Here is a 21,385-nt window from a genome sequence, read left to right as displayed (position 1 = left end):
GATGAGAACATTTATTTTACATATAGTTACTTTGTGTTGCCTAATTTTGGTAACAAGCTGTGGTATTTCCGAAGATTGTTTTAAAGGAAATGGTAATCTGATTACCAAAACATTTCCTTTTGAAGGTTTTTCTAGAGTAAAAGTATATGATGGCGTTGGGTTGGTTGTTAAAGAAGGACCTAATTATGAAGTTAAAATAAAAACATCGGATAACATTATCGATAATTTAGAGGTTAAGTTACATGGAAATATACTTGTCATTAAAGATAATTCAACATGTAATATTGCTAGGGATTACGGACAAACAACAGTTTATGTTACAATACCAGACGGAACTACATTACCCTTAATCCAAGAATTAGAATTGCATTCCAAAACAGAACAAAAAGTACAGTCAGATGGAATATTACATTCTCCAATCATACGATTGTTTTCTATAGGAGATGATGGAGATGGCGCTGGAACAGGAAATTTTGATATTGAAGTTGATAATTTACAGTTAGTTATTGAAAGTAATAACGTTTCCAATTTTTATATTAATGGACATTCAGAAGAGATGTTATTGAATTTTTATTTTGGAAATGGGCGTTTTTACGGAAATGATTTACATGTAGAAAATATAAAAGTATATCATAGAGGTTCAAACGATATGTTTGTTTATCCGTTGCAAAAAATTGAAGGAATAATTAATGCAACAGGCAATGTTGTTTTAGAAAACATACCTCCGATAATTGATGTTGAAGAGGTTTTTAGAGGAAGAGTAATTTATTAGAGTATGAAAATAGTAATTACAGGAGGAGCAGGATTTGTTGGCTCAACATTATGTTTACAGTTGAAAAATAAATATCCAGAATATGATATTATTGCTTTTGATAATTTAAAAAGAAGAGGTTCAGAATTAAATCTTATTGATTTTCAAAAAAATGCAATTACATTTATTCACGGAGACATTAGAAATAATGAAGATTTACAATCTTTAGGTAGTTTTGATGTATTAATTGAGGCTTCGGCAGAACCTTCAGTTACAGCAGGTTTGGATTCTGATCCTACTTACGTTATCAATAATAATTTATACGGTTCAATAAATTGTTTTAATGCTTGTGTAAAAAATAATGCTAAATTAATTTTTCTTTCCACTAGTAGAGTTTATCCTATAGAAACAATTGAAAACGCTTTATATAGAGAAGAACAAACAAAGTTTTTATTTACAGATAATCAAAGTATTGCTGGAATTTCGTCAAAAGGAATTTCAGAAGGATTATCATTAGAAGGGGCGCGTTCTTTTTATGGAACTACCAAATTAAGTTCAGAATTATTTATCCATGAATATGCAGCATTTTATGGTTTAAAAGCTGCGGTTACTCGTTTTGGAGTTATTGCTGGTCCAAGACAAATGGGAAAAACGGACCAAGGAGTTGTAACGTTGTGGATGTCAAAACATTACTGGAACCAATCATTAAAATATATTGGATATGGTGGAAAAGGTAAACAAGTAAGAGATTTGCTTCATGTTGACGATTTAGTTGAGTTAATTGATTATCAAATTCATAATATTGAGAAGTTTGTTGGTAAAGTTTATAATGCTGGTGGAGGAATTGAAAACAGCGCTTCCTTAAAAGAGATGACAGCAATTTGTGAGAGAATAACAGGAAATACGATACAAATTGATGAAGTTCCAGAAACAAGAACGGCAGATTTAAGAATTTATGTTACAGATAATTCGAAAATTAAAAATGAAATTGGTTGGAAACCAAAAAAATCAGTTGAAACAATTTTTAAAGATATTTATCTTTGGATTAAAGAAAATGAAAAACAATTAGAATCAATTTTGAAGTAAAAAATAAGATTTAATCTAATGGAACAAAAAGCATTTAATATATTTAAAAATCCAAAAATTATAACAACAATATTCTTAGGGGTTAGCTTTGTTTTTGCTTATTTTTTATTTCCAAGTTATTACGAAAGTAATATTTTCCCTTTACAACCTTCTGATCAAGCTTGGACAACATTAGATCCATCATGGTTCATAAATCTTAACTATGTTAAAACATTAAATTTAAAATGGGGAGAAGATGTTGTTTTTACATATGGACCATTAGCGCAATTGGTTACAAAGGTAGGTTGGAACGAAAATAAATATTTATTTTTATTCTTCGATTTATTTTTATTTGCCAATTGGTTCTTTATTTTATTCATTTCTTTAAAAAAATCTAAAAATTATATTTTAACTTTAACTCTTGCAATTATAATCTTATTGATTCTACCTAGTTGGACAGGTGTTGCCACATCAATTATTCTTTTATTTTTTTTTCAATTTTGGATTAGACAGGTTTTTGAAACGAATGAAGTTATTTCTTATTTGTTTTTGATAACAATTTCCGTTTTAATTTTTTTTATAAAATTAAATACTGGTTTAATTTCATTACCCATTTTTTTTACTCTCCTAATCTATAAATTTTTTAAGAAAGAGATTAATTATAAATTATTCTTTTTTTATTTTACTACGCCAATTGTACTAATTTTAATTTTATGTAATTTTCTTAATGTATCTATTTCAAATTATATTATTAATTCTTTAGAAATAATTAAAGGATACAATGGAATTATGTATTTAGAAAACCAAATAGAAGGAAGTTTAGGAAAGATTGTAATATTAATTTCATTATTTATTGCTTCTTTAATTTTTGCCTTATGGGATAAAAAATTAAGAAAAACAGAAAAAATTGGTTACGGAACCATATACGTATTATTTTTCTTTATTCTTTATAAACAAGCATTTGTAAGAGCAGATGTTGGACACATTAATGAGTTTTTTGTTTATTTTCCTTTATTAATATTTACAATACCTGATTTTCATACCTGTAAAAAAATAAACTATGTTGTATTATTGATTTTATGTATGCTTTTTGTTGATTTAAAATTTCTAAATGACAATAAAACACATGTAGTAGATTTTAATAACAAAATAAGTAAAAAGGAATATTTTAATGGTTTGTTAAATAAAACGAATACTTCTGGCTTGTTTATAACTGAAGGGTATTCTAGGTTACCCGAAGAATTTATAAAAAAGATTGGAAAGAATACGGTTGATGTTTTTCCTTGGAATATACAAATGTTAATTGAAAATAAATTAAATTTCTACCCGAGACCTGTTTTTCAAAGTTATACTACCTATACAGATAAACTACAAGAATTGAATTATAATTTTTATAATTCAGAAAAGGCTCCAGAATATATTATTTTTGAATACCAATCTATAGATTATCGTTATCCATTATTTGATGAATCTTTAGTTTATATTGTGCTTAAAGAAAATTATTCTATTGAAAGAGTAGGCAAAATCGACAATAGAGAATTGTTATTATTAAAAAAGAAATCAAATCAAAGAAAAATAGAATTTGAAAAAATTGATGAATATGCAATGCCATTGAGTTCTGTATTAATTCCTAAAGAAGATGTTTTATATAAAATAGAATCTTATAAGAACATTTCAGGAAATATTTTTTCAACCTTAAAACATGGATTAGAAATTGAATTGGTTATTCAATTAGAAAAAGGAGGTAATTTTTCATTTAAAACTTCTGATAATCTATTAAAAGCTGGTGTATTTTCTAAAAAATTTATTGAAGATTTAAATGATTTTAAAAATTATTTTTCAGCACCAGATACACTTGAAGAAATTTCGCATTATCAATTAAAAATAAAAAATAAAAATTTTTTGAAAGAAAAATTAAGAATAACAGAATATAAAATAATAAAACGATGAATATTTGTTTAGTAACTGGGTCTTCAGGTTTAATAGGAAGTGAATCTGTAGCATTTTTTGCAGAAAAATTTGACAAGGTAATAGGAATTGATAATAATATGCGTGCTCGTTTTTTTGGTGAGGATGCATCTACAGAGTGGAACACAAAAAAACTAATAGATTCAATTCCAAATTTTGAACATCACAATGCAGATATTCGAAATTTACAAGAATTAGAAATTATTTTTTCAAAATATAAATCAGATATTAAATTAGTAGTTCATACTGCTGCACAGCCAAGTCATGACTGGGCCGCCAATGAACCCATTACTGATTTTACGGTAAATGCAAACGGCACTTTAAATTTGTTAGAAATGACAAGGTTACATTGTGAAAAAGCGGTATTTATTTTCACTTCAACAAATAAAGTTTATGGAGATACACCAAATTATTTACCATTAATTGAATTAGATAAGCGGTGGGAAATAGATAAATCACACGCCTATTATAAAGACGGAATAGATGAAAATATGAGTATTGATCAAACCAAGCATTCTTTATTTGGAGCATCTAAAGTAGCTGCTGATGTATTGGTTCAAGAATATGGGAAATATTTTGGAATGAATACAGGAGTTTTTAGAGGAGGATGTTTAACCGGTCCTAATCACTCTGGAACTAAATTACATGGGTTTTTGTCTTATTTAATGAAGTGTGCAATAACAGGTGATAAATATACGGTATTTGGATATCTAGGAAAACAAGTACGAGATAATATTCATAGTTGGGATTTAGTGAATATGTTTTGGCATTTTTATCAAAATCCGCGACAAGGGGAAGTTTATAATGCAGGGGGTGGAAGACATTCCAATTGTTCAATGGCAGAAGCTATAGAAATGTGTGAAAAAATAACTGGCAAACCAATGAATTATGAATATTCTGAAACAAATAGAATTGGAGATCATATTTGGTGGATTAGTGATGTTACTAAATTTAAAAATCATTATCCTAATTGGAATTGGAAATATAATATTAATGATATTTTGACTCAAATTTATGAGGCGACTACAAAAAAACACTAATGAAGTTAAGTATTGTAATACCAGCTTATAACGAAGAGGAATCAATAACTGAAACTATTGATTTAATTGAAGAGGCTTTTTCAAAAGTAAACATTGAGCATGAAATTTTTATTGTTAATGATAATTCTAAAGACAATACACTTCAGGTTTTAGAAAAATTAGCTCAAAAATATCCAACTCTAAAGTACGAAACCAATCATGGTCCTAATGGATTTGGTTATGCAGTTCGTTATGGATTAGAGCGTTTTTCAGGTGATTGTGTTGCTGTTATGATGGCTGATTTATCCGATTCACCTTACGATTTAATTCGTTATTACACTACTATGGTGGAGGGAAATTATGACTGTGTATTTGGAAGCAGGTTTATTAAAGGCGGAAAGGTAATTGATTATCCGTGGGTGAAAAAAATTATTAATAGAATTGCAAATTTTATTATTAGGATTGTTATGCAAATAAAGTATAATGATACCACAAACGCATTTAAATTATATAAAAGAGAAGCAATAGAAGGTGTTAAACCAATACTTTCACCACATTTTAATTTAACCATAGAACTTCCATTAAAAGCTATTATAAGAGGCTATTCTTACACGGTTGTTCCAAATTCTTGGACCAATAGAAAATATGGCGTTTCAAAATTAAAAATTAAAGAAATGGGCAGTCGTTATTTCTTTATTTTAATGTATTGTTTTGTAGAAAAATATTTTTCTAGAGGTGACTTCAAAAGAAAATAAAAAAAATAAAAGTCTATTTATGAATAAAAAAAACATTATTTTTGTCAAAAATTTTAATAAAAATGAAAACTAAATTTATAATCTTAATTGTTTTATTAACATCAATATTTGTAGGGTGTAAAGATGAAAAGTCTATCGATGAATTAAAAACAGTCGATAACAAAGTAAATACAGATAATCAAATCAAAGTTAAATTATTTGCAACTGTAAAGAAAGATGACAAATTTCAGGTTTATTTTAGTGAAGAAGATAAGGAATCAGAATATAAAGGTGAAAATAGTGTTTGGTCTAACGATATTAAAGGAAGTGATCAAGAGCAAGAAATTGTGTTTTTATTACCTGCTGATATTTACCCAAATTATTTAAGAATAGACTTCGGAACGAATCAAAACCAAGATGATATTAAAATAAACGGATTAAAAATCGAATATCTTGGGAAAACTATTGATGCTTCAGGACCAATGTTTTTTGATTTTTTCATACCTAATAACTGTATTTCAATTATTGACAAAAATTCTGGACTAGTCAAACAAAATAAATCACCGGAAGGGATATATGACCCATTGTTTTTTTCTGGAGAAACTCTCAAGAGAGAATTAAAGAAAATTTATTATTAAAAGAATAAGATCTATTATTAAATAAATACCCCATTACATAATGGGGTATTTATTTTTTTACCTATTTTTGAATTTATAAAAAGATGGTTGATTCATTTTTAATTTGATTAAATAATGAGAAGAGTTAGAATATTATTTTATTGGTTATTTTTTAATAAAAACAACCTTAGTTTTTTTGAATTATTAAAGTTTTTAATAAAACCTAAAGTTGATGTAATTGCAAAAAAATTTATTAAAAAAATTGACTCTTCAGATGAGTATAATAAAGTAACTTTCTTAAATTTAAATAGAGAATTATATTGGCCAAAAAAATTCGCTGTATCAGGAATTTTTCAAGTTACAGCAGAAACTTTTGACACTAATGATTGGCATTATTACCAATATGAAAAAACTCCAGTTGAAAAAGGAGAAATTTTGTTGGACATTGGTACCGCAGAAGGATTGTTTCCTTTGGTAGTATTAGACAAATGTTCTCATATTTATATGGTAGAGCCAAGTCAATACTTTTATAATTCCTTAAATAAATCATTTGAACAAAATAAAGAAAAAACGACAATTTTTAATCTTGCTGTAGGAAATAAAAAAGACAAAGTTTTCTTTAATGAGGATTCTTTAGATGGTCAAATTTCAAATGATTCTATAGCCAGTAGAAGTATTGATGTAGAAACAGTTGATAGTTTAATAGGTGATAACAAAATAACGTATTTAAAAGCAGATATCGAAGGTTTTGAATATGAAATGCTTCAAGGAGCTAAAGAAACGATTTCAAAGAATAAACCAAAAATTGCAATTACCACCTATCATAAACAGAATAATCCTGATGAAATTATAGCTTTGATTAAAAGTTTTGTTCCAGAATATAATTATTTTATAAAAGGCATTCATGGCGAAGAGCCTAAGCCCGTAATGATTCATTTTTGGATTTAATGTTTTAAATAATGCAAATTAGAAGCATTTTTGGTAAAATTAGTAATAAGTTTCTTGTCTATGGAATAGGTCAGGCCTTTAATCTGATAGCACCACTTGTAATAGCGCCTTATTTAATTTATGTGTGTAATTTAGATGGTTTTGGTAAAATTGGAATTGCCTTTGCCTTTACTTTATTTTTAATTTTAATAGTTGATTATGGGTTTGATATCAAAGGAATTAAGAGAATTTCTGAATCAAGAAATAGCCCAAAGAAACTTCAAGACGAATTAGTTACTACCCTTTACACAAAATTTATTCTATTCTTTTTTTCTGTAATTATAGGTCTTTCGTGTATCTTTTTTTTACCTTATTTCTATAATGAAACCCTTTTATTTCTATTCTCACTAACTATAGTTTTCGCTCAAGTTTTTAATCCAATTTGGTTTTTACAAGGAATTGAAGATTTTTATACTTCAAGTATTTTAAATGCTTGTTCAAAACTACTTTATGTAGTATTAATCTTTTTTTTTATAACAGAATCTAACCATTATGTATATGTTAATTTCCTTTTAGGAATCTCTTCTTTAACTTTAAACATATTGGGCTTAATATATGTTTTTAAAAAAAATAAGTTTCATTTTTTTAAACCTCATTTTGAACTTATCTTTCAAACGTTACGAAATGATTTTTCACTTTGTATCTCCCAACTATTTTTATCTGTAAGACAACTATCTCCATTGTTTCTTGTTGGGTATTTATTTGGTTATAATTTGGCGGGTCAATACAAGATTTTAGACCAAATTATTTCGCTTTACAGAACGTTATCACAAGTTTTTTTAAAGTTCTTTTATCCACAGTTGTGTTTTAGGTTAAATGAGGATAAAAAGCACGCTTTACAGTATTGGAAAAAGTATGTCCTAATTTTATTTTCTGGCGTTTTTATCTCATCTTTACTTTTGTTTTTTCTTAGCGATAAAGTTTTGGTCTTTTTTAGAGTCGAAAGCAATTTGATAAAAGACTTACAGGTTTTATTTCAAATGATATTAATTGTACCTGTTGCTATGGTATTTTCCCTATCATTTGAACAATTAATGTTTGGTTTGCATAACAACAAATTATATTTTAAAATCACATTTTTTGTAACGGTAATAAATTTGATAACAATTTTATTGTTTTCTTATTTTTACAATTTATCTGGAATTATAGCTTCCATTTTTTTATCAGAAATATTATTTGTTTATTTTTATTATCAAGGCGCCTTTAAAAAAATAAAAAGAAATGAAAATTAACCTTTATAGTTTTTTATATATACTATGTATCGTTTCTTCATTTTTTCCAAATTATGAGGTAACATTTTTAATTTGGTTAACAACCGTTTTATTAACCACAAGGAAGAAATATTCTGTAACGATATTTAACTTTATTCTATTATTTTTTGGAATTCTTCTTATTGCTTCAATTTCAAGTTTATTCTATAAATACCAAGCTTTTTCGATGGTTAAAGACTTTACCTATCTGTTAAAGCCTATTTTAGGATTATTAGTTGGCTATCAAATATTTGATAAATTTAAAAGTAAGAGTTTTGATGTTTTTATAAACGCTGGTTTGGTTTTGTCAACCATTCACATATTATTATTATTATTTGCTTTTTTAAAGTTTCATACTGTTGATATGAATTTAATAAGAGCTGAAGCAGGTTTTTTTAGTGATTATGAAGTATATGTGTTTGTTGTGCTTTTGTTTAGTAACAAATTTAATATTGAAATAAATAAAAAAAGAAAGACATTTTTTTTGATTGTAATTGGTTTTTCAATCTTTATGTATTTAGCAAGAACTAATTTTTTACAATTAGCTATTTTAGTGCTTGGCATAAAAGGATACTTTGTATTAACCCAAAAGTCGTTAAAAGTTCTAAGCCTTGTTGTTTTCAGTTTTTTATTGAGTTATGGAGCCATTTATTATGCAAACCCCAAACGAAATGGAAAAGGAATTGAAGCGCTCATGTATAAGATTAAAATTGCACCAGAAGAAGCGTTTAAAACCAAGATTAACAAAGATGACTGGAAAGATTTTAATGATAATTACAGATCCTTTGAAAGTATTATCACTGTAAAACAAGTTACTGCAGATGGATTCAGAGCAGTATTTTTTGGTAAAGGAATAGGTTCTACATTAAATATTGGACAAAAAATTAGAACAACAGATGGTTCGATAATTCAATATATTTCAGTAGCTCATAATGGTTTTATGACTATTTTTATGAAATCAGGATTACTAGGCTTGCTGTTGTTAATGGTTTTTTTATATTTACTTTATAAACAAAAAAGGGACGAAAATCCATTAATTAACCATTTGAATATGTTGTTAATGGGAACTGGTGTCTTTTTGGTTTTGTCAACCTGGGTTTTTATGGGCGTTTATTTTAAGTTGGATAACAAATCTATAATTATAGGGTTAATTTTAGCGATGAGAGAATATTTGATAAAGGCTAATAACAGTCATTTGCTAAAATAATTTCTTTTATTTTTTCACTTGTGGTTCCATCTCCATAAGGGTTTACGGCTTTAGATATTTTTGAATAATAAGAATCATCTAATAATAACATAGAAGTTTCCGCCACTATTTTTTCTTTATTTGAACCCACAAGAATTGCTGTTCCTGCTTCAACACCTTCCATTCTTTCCGTTATTTCTCTTAAGACTAAAACGGGTTTTCCTAAACTCGGAGCTTCTTCTTGAATTCCACCAGAATCGGTTAAAATAAGATTAGAATGATTCATCATCCAAATCAAATCAGGATAATCTAATGGAGAAATTAATTTAATGTTGTCTCTAGTTAACTTTTCGTGAGCAATTTTCATAATATTCGGATTCAAATGAACAGGATAAACAATTTGTATTGTTTCTTTAAACGAATCTGAAATTTCAAGTAAAGCATCACAAATTTCTTCAAATGGTTTTCCAAAATTTTCTCGTCTATGACAAGTTACGAGTATAATTTTTTTATTGAAATCAATGTTAGAATATTTATTAATTAAATTACTTTCGGATGAATTTTTAATTTCATCTAGTCCTAATAATAATGCATCAATCACAGTGTTTCCCACTACAAAAACATTATTTTTAAGATCTTCTCTATCTAAATTATCAGCAGCTGTTTGTGTAGGACAAAAGTGAATATGAGCAATTTTAGAAGTTAAAATTCTATTCATTTCTTCGGGGAAAGGGGAATAGATATCATGACTTCTAAGTCCAGCCTCTATATGAATAACTTTGATTTTTTTGTAAAACGAGGCTAAAGCGCCTGCTAATACTGTAGTTGTATCTCCTTGTAAAAATACATAATCAAAATCTTCTTTGTTTAAAATATCTTCGGTAATTTTTAAAATTAAACCCGAAGTTAATTCATGTAAGCTTTGATTAGGCTTCATAATGTTTAAATCATAATCTACATCAATTTTAAAAAAATCCAATACTTGATCTAGCATTTCTCTGTGCTGAGCCGTTACGCCAACTTTAACTGTAAAATTAAAATCCAAACAGAAAGTTTTAACTAAAGGAGCCATTTTGATTGCCTCTGGACGAGTACCAAAAAGGAATAGAATTTTCTTCATTAAGATGATGATTTAAAAACGTAAAACTAATAATAATATCTATATTTGTAAAGCTTTAATCATTATTAAATGAAAGTCTTATTTCAAACAAGAACGAATCTTTATAGTGCTCCTGGAGGAGACTTAATCCAAATAGAAAAAACAAAAGAATATCTCGAAAAATTAGGAATTTCAGTTGATATTTCATTAGAATTTGAACCCGATTTAAAGGATTATGACATTGTTCATTTGTTTAACTTAATGGATCCTCAAGATATTTATTTACAGTGTGTTAATGCAAAAAAACAAAACAAAAAAATTGTTTTATCTACTATTTATGGTTTGTACACAGAATATGAACAGAAGGCAAGAGGAGGATTTGCTCAAAAAATTGCTAATTTTTTATCTCCTTATCAAATAGGGTATCTGAAAAACACTATAAGACATTATCATGAAAATAGATTTCATAAAGGTGTTATAAAAATGATGTTCAGAGGATATTATGGTTTAATGAAAGACATCACGAAAAGTGTCGAAGTTTTTTTACCAAATTCAATTTCTGAAATGAATAGGGTAGCGTCAGAATTTAAATTAAAGAATTATAAGTTTGAAGCTGTACCTAATTCAATTGATAAAAATATTTTTGATAGTTCTTCTACTGTAAATACTAATAAATTTGAACAATACAAAGACTGTATTGTATGCGCTGCACGAATTGAAGGTAGAAAATCAACACTAAATTTAGTAAGAGCTGTAAATAATTCAGATTATACTTTAGTATTGGTTGGTAATGAATCGAAAAACCAAAAAAGTTATGTGGAGCAAGTTCATGCCGAAGCGGGTAAAAATGTTGTTTTTTTAGGTGCAATACCACATGAAGAATTAAAAGAATTGTATCGAGTTGCCAAAGTTCATGCTTTAGTTAGCTGGATGGAAACCCCTGGATTATCTTCTTTGGAAGCAGCAGCAATGGGCTGTAATATTGTTGTAACAAAAAAAGGAGACACAGAAGAATATTTTGAGGATTTTGCCTTTTATTGTGAGCCCGATGATGTAAGTACAATCAAAGAAGCAATAGATAAAGCGTATTCATCTCCTTTCAAAGAAGAATTGCGAAATAAAATTTTAATGAATTACACTTGGGAAAAAGCCGCTGAATCTACTTTACGTGGCTATTACAAGGCATTAGGAAACACTACTGGTTTTTAGCAGTTCCGCTACCAAACAATTTGTTTTTAGTTTGCACCAAAAAATTGTAGTTTTTTGCTAATTGTTTTTTAAAAAAAGAAGCATCTTCTTTTGGAAACCAATCTGTAGTACGCGGTGTTTCTAAATGTCTATTGTGAATTTGATACGCATATGTTGCAATAGAAGTTCTGTAATTTCCTTCAGGGAAGTTAGTCATATCATATCCATGAAGTGTATACGGTGCGCATTGTTGAATGATTAATCTGTTGAAGGGAACATCTAATTCTGCTTCTTCATTAGTTCTTAAATCTCTAATTTTAAGACCTCCTTTGTATTCAGGTTTCCAATCCTTATTTAAATAAAGCAATAGGTTTAATTCTCTATACCAATTTTTATTGATAGGATGATAGTTAAAATCAAGATGCATGTCTAAAAAGCTATTTTTCTTTCCTTGATGTAAACCACCTCCGTGGTTTTTTGGATCAACAAAAACCTTCTTAACTGTAATGAATGATAATATTTTATTGAAACGCTCTGAAGACAAGTCATTATAAAGTTCTTCTAATTCAGGAGATAAAACTTTGTAATTTGATTTCTCAAATTTATTATTTGCAAAAGCATAATCTCTACTTTTGTTTTCTAATTCTGGAATTGAAGCGTAAGCTTTGTTTAATTTTTCTTCATCGCAAAACCCATCAATTATTAGATGTGGAAAAGGTTGAGCGGTTAAATATTTTATTCTAAGTGATTCTTGGTTATTTTCTAAAAACTCAAAATTTATCATAGCATTACTATTGTATAATAGCAAAAATAACAAATTTAATGAGATATCAAGGATGACATTTGTCATAAAGCAAAAAAAAACATTACAAATCTAGAATATACAGAAGAGAACACTTATTTTTGTTTTTGTTAAAAATAACAAAATGAAAATTGGAATTTTAGGAACCCGTGGAATCCCTAACCATTATGGTGGTTTTGAACAATTCGCCGAATTTTTTGCTACATATGCAGCAGATCAAGGTCATGATGTTAGTGTATATAATTCCTATACGCATCCTTACAAAGAAAAAAAATTCAAAAGTGTTCACATAATACATTGTTATGATCCAGAGAATAAAATAGGAACGGTGGGCCAGTTTGTGTATGATTTAAATTGTATTTTAGACGCTCGAGAAAGGAATTTTGATATTATTCTTCAATTAGGTTATACCAGTAGTTCGGTTTGGTATTTTTTACATCCTAAGAAGTCTATTGTAATTACAAATATGGATGGTTTAGAATGGAAACGAACTAAATATTCTAAACTTGTACAAAAAGTACTTCTTTTTGCAGAACGGTTAGCGGTTAAAAAAAGTGATTTTTTAATAGCGGATTCATTAGGAATTCAAAAATATTTATGGGAAAAATATCAAAAAGAAAGTTACTACATAGCTTATGGAGCTTATAATTTTGATAACCCAAATGACGAAATTTTGAAACAATACAATGTTGAAAAAGAAAATTTTAATATGATTATGGCTCGTTTTGAACCAGAAAACAATATAGAAATGGTTCTTGATGGAGTTACACTATCAGAAAATAAGATGCCAATTTTAGTAATTGGAAATCACAATACCAAATATGGTATTTATTTAAAAAACAAATTCGAATCTTTTTCTAACATTCGTTTTTGTGGGGCAATTTACAACTTAGATCATCTTAATAGTTTGCGTTATTATTCTAATATTTATTTCCACGGGCACACTGTTGGAGGCACTAATCCGTCATTGTTAGAAGCTATGGCTTCTAAAGCTTTGATTGCTTCCCACAACAATTTGTTTAACAAAGGGATTCTCAGAGAAAATGCGTTTTACTTTTCAACATCAGATGAGGTTAAAAAAATCTTAAATACTGTCAAAAAAAGTGATAACTTGCAATTCGTAGAAAATAATTATTTAAAAATAGCTACGAGTTTTAAATGGGAACAAATAAATGAACAATATTTACAACTTTTTAAGCAGTGCTTGGAGGGAACTTCTAGAGGAAAACAAACAACATAATGCGTTTATTCCTTTTTTACTATTGTTAATAACTGTGCCATTTTCAATGGCTATAAATAATATTTTATTAGGAGTATTTGTTATTTCATCCTTTTTCTATATTAGGAGAAACAAAATGATTTTTTCTTGGGCTTATTTACTGCCAATGTTATTATTTTTGTGGATGTGTTTTTCCTATTTATGGTCTGTAGATAAAGAAAGAACATTATCTGCAATACCTAAGGAAATAGCATTATTACTTGTACCTATTGCATTTTTATTAATACCTTCTTTTACAAAAGAACAAAGGGATAAATTAATTAAATATTACAGTTATACAATGTTGTTTTTTGTAATGTTTTTTTTAATAAGAGCAGTACTAAGATTTATTTTAACTAAAGAAACGAGTGTTTTTTTCTATCACGGACCCGATAACGAAACAGACACAGGATTAGTTCCAAGGTTATTAAATGCAATTCATGTTTCTGTATATGTGGCAATTGCTTTTTTTTATTTTTTCATAAAAGAGCACAAGAATAAAATAGAGCGATTAGCTAGTTTACTTTTATTTGTTTTTGTTCTTTTATTGGCATCTAAAAATATTATATTAGTATTTGTTTTGTTAATTCTAATTCAAATTTTTTTCTACTCTAAAATGGCTAATCGTTTGCGATTAAGAAATTTAACTTTAATTTTAATATTACTAGGAATTATTCTTTCTTTCGGAAAAATAAAAGAACGTTTTTTAATTGAGTTTACAAGTAATACAGAAAAAAGTATATCACATAATGTAAAAGTGAATAACGAAGTAGGCGTTAATAATATAAGTATTTACGAAGCTTGGAATAATAAAAAATTTACACATAATGATTTTTTTCCAGGTACTTCATTTCGGGTATATCAATTTAGAATGTTTAAAGATTTTTTAGATGAAGAACCTATATTTTGGAAAGGATTTGGACTAAATGCTTCACTAAATAAGTTATTAGAAAAAGAAAAGCAATATAATTTATATCCAGGTTATGGAACATTTAATTTTCATAATCAATATGTACAAAATTTTGCAGAGTTAGGTGCAATAGGTTTTGTATTACTATTAATTATTTTGATTATTAATACAAAAAAAGCATTTAATTCTAAAGATTTTATGCATATTGCTTTTGCAATCTTAATGTTAAGCTTATTTTTGACAGAATCATTTTTATGGAGACAAAGAGGTGTTGTGTTTTTTACCACTTTTTATTGTTTGTTTAATTTTATAAATAACCCCTCAGTTAAGAAAAATTAAAATGAGAAGAATACTTATAACAGGTGCGGCTGGATTTCTTGGGTCACATCTATGCGATAGATTTATAAAGGAAGGTTATTTTGTAATAGGTATGGACAACTTAATTACAGGTGATTTGAAAAATATTGAACATCTTTTTAAAGATAAAAATTTTGAGTTTTATCATCATGATATCACAAAGTTTGTTCATGTTCCAGGGAAATTGGATTACATTTTGCATTTTGCATCACCAGCAAGTCCAATAGATTACTTAAAAATTCCAATTCAAACTTTAAAAGTTGGATCTTTAGGAACACATAACTTATTAGGATTAGCTCGGGTAAAAAAAGCAAGAATCTTAATAGCATCCACTTCAGAAGTTTACGGTGATCCTTTAGTTCACCCTCAAACGGAAGAATATTATGGTAATGTAAACACTATTGGTCCAAGAGGAGTTTATGATGAAGCCAAACGGTTTCAAGAATCAATAACAATGGCTTATCATACATTTCATGGTGTAGAAACCAGAATTGTTCGTATTTTTAATACCTATGGACCAAGAATGCGATTGAATGATGGTCGAGTAATTCCCGCATTTATAGGACAAGCGCTTCGAGGTGAAGATTTAACCATTTTTGGTGATGGAAGTCAAACCCGTTCGTTTTGTTATGTTGATGACCAGGTAGAAGGAATTTTCAGATTATTACATTCAGATTATCATTTACCAGTTAATATTGGAAATCCAGATGAAATTACCATCAAAGATTTTGCAGATGAAATCATCAAATTAACAGGTACAGGTCAAAAAGTAGTGTATCACCCTTTACCTGTTAATGATCCATTACAAAGACAACCAGACATAACAAAAGCAAAAGAAATTTTAGGTTGGGAACCAAAGGTTTCTAGATCGGAAGGGATGAAAATAACATATGACTATTTTAAAACCCTTTCTTCAGAAGAATTATTAAAAGAAGAACATAAAGATTTTACTAAATATATATACTAGGGTTGAAAAATAAGGCAGGGAGATATTCAATTTACATTAGACCCATACTAATATTTTTAGATTTATTAATTGTAAATCTTTTAGTGTTATTATGTATGAGATCAGCCATGAGTAATTTTGGCTATCATACTATTCTATCTGTTTTTTGGTTAGTAATTTCTTATTATTCTGGATATTATGAGGTGTATCGTTTTACAAAGGGAATAGAGATTTTTGGTAAACTCTTAAAGCAATTTTTCTTCATAAGCTTAATTACATTTGCTTATGTGGGTTACAAATACAAATATGTAACCACTGATGAAGTAGGTTATTATATTTTTTGTTCCTTCTCATTAGTGGGTCTAGTTAAATTTTCTATTTTTATTTTGTTAAAAAAATATAGGCTTTTATATGGTGGCAATTATAGAAATGTTATAATAATTGGTCATGGAAAAAGCGTTGATGAATTAAAAGATTTTTTCACAAACAATCCTGATTATGGCTATAATTTATGCTATATATTTGATTTAAAAGAAAATAAAAAAACAGAGTTAATTAATAGCAATCAATATGTAATAGAAAATAGAATTGATGAAATATACGCATCAATTAACACCCTTTCTAATAAAGAGATTAATGATTTAATTTTCTTTGCCGACAATAATTTAAAGACGGTAAAATTTCTTCCTGATAATAAAAATACTTTTTTAAGAAATTTAGCGGTAGAATATTATGATTATATACCTATAATTTCTTTAAGAACAATACCTTTAGACAAAGAAGTAAATAAGCGATTAAAACGTTTTTTTGATGTTCTTTTTTCTTTATCTATCATAATATTTATTTTGTCTTGGTTGACCCCAATAATTGCTTTGTTAATTAAAATGGAATCAAAAGGCCCTGTTTTTTTTAAACAAAAAAGAAATGGATTAAATTATGAAGAGTTTTATTGTTATAAATTTCGATCTATGTATTTGAATCCTATTGCAGATTTAGAACAAGTTCAAAAAAATGATCCTAGAATTACCAGAATTGGAAAATTAATTAGAAAGACCAGTATAGATGAACTACCTCAATTTTTCAACGTATTAATAGGCGATATGTCGGTTGTAGGGCCAAGACCTCACATGGTAAGCCACACCGAAATGTATGCTAAAAGCGTAGACAAATTCATGGTGCGACATTTCATAAAACCAGGAATAACCGGCTTGGCTCAAACCAATGGTTTTAGAGGGGAAGTAGAAACAGAAAAAGATATTATTAACAGGGTGAAATATGATATTTTTTATCTTGAAAATTGGTCATTGTTACTCGATATTAAGATAATTTTTGCTACTGTAATTAATGCAATTAAAGGAGAGAAAAAAGCTTACTAATGACTGCTTTAGTTTCTATAATTACACCATCTTACAATTCTGCAAAATTTATTGCTGAAACCATTCAATCAGTGCAAAATCAAACCTACCAAAATTGGGAAATGATTATTGTAGATGATGGTTCGTCTGATGAAACAGAAAATGTTGTTTTATCCATAATCCAAAAGGATAATCGCATTCAATTTCATAAGTTAAGTCAAAATTCAGGACCAGCAGTAGCTCGAAATACTGGAATTGAAAAAGCATCTGGAGATTATATGACGTTTATTGATGCCGATGACATTTGGTTTCCAACATTCATCGAAAACAATATCAAAACCATTCAAGAAACCGGAATTCCATTCGTGTTTTCGTCTTACAAAAGAGCCAATGAACAATTAGAATTTGTCTATTCTGATTTTATTGTTCCCAATAAAGTTTCGTATTCTGACATTTTAAAATCCAATTCTATAAGTTGTTTGACGGCTTTTGTTGATATTAAAAAGTTAGGCAAAAAGTACATGCCACTCATCCGAAAACGTCAAGATATGGGATTGTGGTTGAATTATTTAAAAGTAATTCCATTTGCACATGGAATCCAAGAAACGCAAGCGATTTATAGAATCAGAGAAAATTCACTTTCCAGAAAAAAATCGGATTTAATTAAATACCAATGGCAATTTTATAGAGAAGTTGAAAAATTGAATGTTTTCGAATCCAGCTATTATATGTTGCATTGGATGTATCGCGGTTTTATGAAGTATAGAAATTAGTTTTTAACGCAAAGTTTTTAAGTTTTTCGCAAAGTTCGCAAAATTTAATGAAGTTGATTTAGGAAGCTTCGCTTTGAAAGATTTTACAAAAAAAATAATTTGTGCTAATTCGTGAAATTTGTGTTTAAGCTCAAAGCATCGACTGAAATTGCTTCAATTTTCCTCTTTTTGTACGTTCCAAAACTTCTTTTCGGTTGTAGGTGAAATGCAATCCAGGTTCTAAATATTTTGCAATTGCTTTTTCAATTTCTTGAATTTGTTTCGAAGTCAATTCTACAGAACTCACATAATCAATTTCAAAACTATCCAATTTCGTTTGACGAACGATGAATTCTTTTACGTTTCCATCGTCTTCGATGATACTTTTAGTTACGTAGTAAAACGTTAATCCTGGCGATTTTTTTCCACTTGGTAAAAGCGCTACATCGCTAGTTCTTCCGATTAATTTTTTTAGAATTGGTTTTTTCAAGGTGCTTTTTTCATCCAAAATCCCAACATCACCAATTTCATAACGAATAAATGGATGCGCTTTATTGTATAACGAAGTAATCACCACTTTTCCTTCTTTTCCATATGGAACCGGTTGATTATTTTCATCCAAAATTTCCACAAATAAGGTTTCCGAATTCACTTGCCATTCATCATTTGGATTTTGAAAAGCAATCAAATCTAATTCCGAAGCACCATATTCATTTACAACGGGAATTCCCAAATGTTTTTCAAGCAAGATTTTGTCTTCTTCAAACAACATTTCCGAAGTCACCATACAAACTTTCAACGACGGACATACATCAGTTAAAATAATATTTCGTGCTTGTAAATATTTTCCAAAAAGCACAATCGAACTCGTGTAACCATTGATGTAATCAAACTTTTTGGTTTTAAAATGTTCCAAAACGCCATCTAAAACTTTATCCGATAAATCAAAAATCGGGAAACGATATCTTTTGCTTAAAAAGTCTTTCAAACGTTCTTTTTTGTATCCAATAAAATCCAACGGAATCCCATAAAATCTTGCTTGATACGAAGAATTAAAATCAACACCATACCAACCAAAACGATGAATAATCGAAGCCCAAGTTATAGCATGTGCTTCTTTGTCCTTGGCAAAAACAAATGGATCGCCACTCGAACCCGAAGTTTTATTTACAAAAACAGTTTTTTCGGAATAGTCTTTCGAAAGTCGGTCTTTTAAAGGTTTTTGTAAATCTTTTTTGGTTAGAACGGGTAAATCGTTCCAATTTTCAAAGCTGTTTTTTCCAACTATATTTTGATAAAAAGCATTATTTTTTAAATGAAATTCTACAATTTCTCGCTTTTTAGCTTCGAGATAATCGGGATAATCTGCTTCCGAAATTTGTAGAATTTTCTCAAAATCAGCTTGAGCTTTCGCAATTGGAAAACCGCTTAATTTTAAAGAATGATGAAACAAGTTGAACATTCGTTAGAATTTATTCAAAAGTAATAAATCTGAAAATAATCTTTCTTCTTTTTTCTTTTTTCTTTCTTCTTAAGAAATAGTACTTTTGCCAAACAACATAACAACACAAAAATGACTATTTTACTACTTGGTTCTGGCGGTCGCGAACACGCACTGGCTTGGAAAATGCTTCAATCTTCAAAATGCACTTCTCTTTTTGTTGCGCCTGGAAATGCAGGAACAGCATCGATAGCAAAAAATGTGGATGTAAACCCAAATGATTTTGAAGCGGTGAAAACTTTCGTTTTACAAGAAAAAGTAGAAATGGTAGTGGTTGGACCAGAAGATCCATTGGTGTTAGGAATTTATGATTTCTTTAAAAACGATGCAGAAATCAATCATATTCCAGTTATTGGACCTTCAAAAGTGGGTGCACAATTAGAAGGAAGTAAAGAATTTGCCAAAGAATTTTTAGTAAAACACAACATTCCAACCGCTCGTTACGAAAGTTTCACCAAAGAAACCGTAGAGCAAGGTTGCCAATTTTTAGAAACTTTAGAAGCACCTTACGTTTTAAAAGCAGATGGATTAGCTGCTGGAAAAGGAGTTTTAATATTATCGGATTTAGAAGAAGCAAAAGCTGAATTACGAAATATGTTAGTTGGTGCTAAATTTGGACAAGCAAGTTCAAAAGTAGTTATCGAAGAATTTTTAGACGGAATCGAATTAAGTTGTTTCGTTTTAACCGACGGAAAATCATATAAAGTATTACCAACAGCAAAAGATTATAAACGAATCGGAGAAGGCGATACAGGATTAAATACAGGCGGGATGGGCGCGGTATCTCCAGTTCCATTTGCCGATGCTGTTTTATTAGAAAAAATCGAAACTCGAATTGTAAAACCAACCATCGCAGGTTTACAAAAAGACGGCATCGAATACAAAGGATTTGTTTTCATTGGATTAATCAACGTGAAAGGCGAACCCATGGTTATCGAATATAACGTTCGTATGGGTGACCCAGAAACGGAAGTAGTAATGCCAAGATTAAAAAGTGATTTAGTTGAAATTTTTGAAGCCATCGGGAATCAAGAATTAGATAAAATTACTTTGGAAATAGATGAAAGAGCGGCTACAACTATCATGGTAGTTTCAGGAGGATATCCTGAGGATTATGAAAAAGGAAAAGAAATTTTCGGTTTAGAAAACATCACGGATTCTATTCCGTTTCATGCGGGTACAAAATTAGAAAACGGAAAAGTCGTAACCAATGGAGGTCGAGTAATTGCGGTAACTTCGTATGGAAATGACTTTCAAGAAGCCATAAAAAAATCTTATCAAAGTATAGCAAAACTACAATTTGATAAGATGTATTTTAGAAGAGATATTGGTAAGGATTTATAATCCTTACTAATATCTTAAGATTATTTTAAAAATGAGTGTGCAGTAGTATCTTGCTCATCTTCATTATTTGCTTTGAAGATGTTCAATTGCTTAATCCAATACGTCATTGCACCACAACAAATAATAATAAAAATCCAGTTTAAGATATTTGCAGTCCACCAATTAGTTAATTCTAGTTCTCTTAACCAATCCATTGGTAAGAATAAAAAATCTACGAAAAGTGATTGTATTCCTTCAAAAAATGATTTCATTTTGATAAAGTATTATATTTACACCACAAAAATATAAAATATTCG

At 28.5% G+C, this 21,385-nt stretch carries 20 protein-coding genes; 16 read left to right on the top strand and 4 right to left on the bottom strand.

What is annotated here, in order from left to right; genetic code table 11:
* Nucleotide 1 precedes the first annotated feature (1 nt).
* From Q0075_RS00275 to Q0075_RS00235, 9 genes are all read left to right on the top strand, one after another.
* On the top strand, nt 2–772 hold the full coding sequence (locus Q0075_RS00275; protein ID WP_297867768.1) for a DUF2807 domain-containing protein: 771 nt from the start codon (nt 2–4) through the stop codon (nt 770–772).
* A gap of 3 nt (nt 773–775) precedes the next feature.
* Complete coding sequence (locus tag Q0075_RS00270) at nt 776–1,837, top strand: NAD-dependent epimerase/dehydratase family protein (protein WP_297867767.1); 1,062 nt, start codon at nt 776–778, stop codon at nt 1,835–1,837.
* Between the two features lie 18 nt (nt 1,838–1,855).
* Nucleotides 1,856–3,766 carry a hypothetical protein gene (locus tag Q0075_RS00265; RefSeq protein WP_297867766.1) on the top strand — a complete coding sequence of 637 codons (1,911 nt, stop codon included), beginning with the start codon at nt 1,856–1,858 and terminating at the stop codon, nt 3,764–3,766.
* Nucleotides 3,763–4,824, top strand: a complete 1,062-nt coding sequence (locus Q0075_RS00260; RefSeq protein ID WP_297867765.1) for an NAD-dependent epimerase/dehydratase family protein — start codon at nt 3,763–3,765, stop codon at nt 4,822–4,824. Before Q0075_RS00265 ends, Q0075_RS00260 begins: the two co-directional genes overlap by 4 nt.
* On the top strand, nt 4,824–5,558 hold the full coding sequence (locus Q0075_RS00255) for a glycosyltransferase family 2 protein (protein ID WP_297867764.1): 735 nt from the start codon (nt 4,824–4,826) through the stop codon (nt 5,556–5,558). The genes Q0075_RS00260 and Q0075_RS00255 overlap by 1 nt, the downstream gene beginning before the upstream one ends.
* 62 nt (nt 5,559–5,620) lie before the next feature.
* On the top strand, nt 5,621–6,175 hold the full coding sequence (locus tag Q0075_RS00250; protein ID WP_297867763.1) for a hypothetical protein: 555 nt from the start codon (nt 5,621–5,623) through the stop codon (nt 6,173–6,175).
* 114 nt (nt 6,176–6,289) lie between these two features.
* On the top strand, nt 6,290–7,102 hold the full coding sequence (locus Q0075_RS00245; RefSeq protein ID WP_297867762.1) for an FkbM family methyltransferase: 813 nt from the start codon (nt 6,290–6,292) through the stop codon (nt 7,100–7,102).
* Between the two features lie 11 nt (nt 7,103–7,113).
* A complete protein-coding gene (locus Q0075_RS00240) occupies nt 7,114–8,373 on the top strand; it encodes a lipopolysaccharide biosynthesis protein (RefSeq protein ID WP_297867761.1) in 1,260 nt (419 codons plus the stop codon).
* Nucleotides 8,363–9,598: a hypothetical protein gene (locus tag Q0075_RS00235; RefSeq protein ID WP_297867760.1), complete on the top strand. Its 1,236-nt coding sequence runs from the start codon at nt 8,363–8,365 to the stop codon at nt 9,596–9,598. The genes Q0075_RS00240 and Q0075_RS00235 overlap by 11 nt, the downstream gene beginning before the upstream one ends.
* Here the strand turns inward: Q0075_RS00235 and wecB are convergent.
* Complete coding sequence (gene wecB / locus Q0075_RS00230; protein ID WP_297867759.1) at nt 9,573–10,697, bottom strand: UDP-N-acetylglucosamine 2-epimerase (non-hydrolyzing); 1,125 nt, start codon at nt 10,695–10,697, stop codon at nt 9,573–9,575. The two genes, Q0075_RS00235 and wecB, sit on opposite strands and share 26 nt — an antisense overlap.
* 69 nt (nt 10,698–10,766) lie before the next feature.
* Between wecB and Q0075_RS00225 the strand changes: the two genes are divergently transcribed.
* Nucleotides 10,767–11,885: a glycosyltransferase family 4 protein gene (locus Q0075_RS00225; RefSeq protein WP_297867758.1), complete on the top strand. Its 1,119-nt coding sequence runs from the start codon at nt 10,767–10,769 to the stop codon at nt 11,883–11,885.
* On the opposite strand, the gene Q0075_RS00220 is transcribed toward Q0075_RS00225, so the two are convergent.
* A complete protein-coding gene (locus Q0075_RS00220) occupies nt 11,872–12,648 on the bottom strand; it encodes a 2OG-Fe(II) oxygenase (protein ID WP_291110664.1) in 777 nt (258 codons plus the stop codon). The two genes, Q0075_RS00225 and Q0075_RS00220, sit on opposite strands and share 14 nt — an antisense overlap.
* A 142-nt stretch (nt 12,649–12,790) precedes the next feature.
* Between Q0075_RS00220 and Q0075_RS00215 the strand changes: the two genes are divergently transcribed.
* Genes Q0075_RS00215 through Q0075_RS00195 form a run of 5 tightly spaced genes read left to right on the top strand, consistent with a single transcriptional unit; the run spans nt 12,791 to nt 18,265 of the window.
* The gene (locus Q0075_RS00215) at nt 12,791–13,906 is read left to right on the top strand and encodes a DUF1972 domain-containing protein (protein ID WP_297867757.1); all 1,116 of its coding nucleotides are present in this window, start codon (nt 12,791–12,793) and stop codon (nt 13,904–13,906) included.
* Nucleotides 13,839–15,173, top strand: a complete 1,335-nt coding sequence (locus Q0075_RS00210) for an O-antigen ligase family protein (RefSeq protein WP_297867756.1) — start codon at nt 13,839–13,841, stop codon at nt 15,171–15,173. Before Q0075_RS00215 ends, Q0075_RS00210 begins: the two co-directional genes overlap by 68 nt.
* 1 nt (nt 15,174) lies before the next feature.
* Nucleotides 15,175–16,158: a UDP-glucuronic acid decarboxylase family protein gene (locus Q0075_RS00205; RefSeq protein ID WP_291110670.1), complete on the top strand. Its 984-nt coding sequence runs from the start codon at nt 15,175–15,177 to the stop codon at nt 16,156–16,158.
* A 2-nt stretch (nt 16,159–16,160) separates the two neighbouring features.
* Entirely contained in the window at nt 16,161–17,513 is a 1,353-nt protein-coding gene (locus tag Q0075_RS00200) for an exopolysaccharide biosynthesis polyprenyl glycosylphosphotransferase (protein WP_297867755.1), read from the top strand.
* On the top strand, nt 17,513–18,265 hold the full coding sequence (locus Q0075_RS00195) for a glycosyltransferase family 2 protein (protein ID WP_297867754.1): 753 nt from the start codon (nt 17,513–17,515) through the stop codon (nt 18,263–18,265). Before Q0075_RS00200 ends, Q0075_RS00195 begins: the two co-directional genes overlap by 1 nt.
* Nucleotides 18,266–18,395: 130 nt before the next feature.
* Here Q0075_RS00195 and Q0075_RS00190 read toward each other — a convergent pair whose 3' ends face one another.
* Nucleotides 18,396–19,706, bottom strand: coding sequence for a phenylacetate--CoA ligase family protein (locus Q0075_RS00190; RefSeq protein ID WP_297867753.1), 1,311 nt, complete (start codon nt 19,704–19,706; stop codon nt 18,396–18,398).
* Between the two features lie 111 nt (nt 19,707–19,817).
* Here Q0075_RS00190 and purD point away from each other — a divergent pair, with 111 nt between their 5' ends.
* Nucleotides 19,818–21,089, top strand: a complete 1,272-nt coding sequence (gene purD, locus Q0075_RS00185; RefSeq protein ID WP_297867752.1) for a phosphoribosylamine--glycine ligase — start codon at nt 19,818–19,820, stop codon at nt 21,087–21,089.
* A gap of 20 nt (nt 21,090–21,109) precedes the next feature.
* On the opposite strand, the gene Q0075_RS00180 is transcribed toward purD, so the two are convergent.
* Nucleotides 21,110–21,340: a uracil phosphoribosyltransferase gene (locus tag Q0075_RS00180; protein WP_133609015.1), complete on the bottom strand. Its 231-nt coding sequence runs from the start codon at nt 21,338–21,340 to the stop codon at nt 21,110–21,112.
* Nucleotides 21,341–21,385 lie beyond the last annotated feature (45 nt).

This window comes from uncultured Flavobacterium sp. (genome assembly GCF_937967675.1).
Lineage (GTDB): Bacteria > Bacteroidota > Bacteroidia > Flavobacteriales > Flavobacteriaceae > Flavobacterium.
This window is presented reverse-complemented; position numbering and strand designations above follow the sequence as displayed.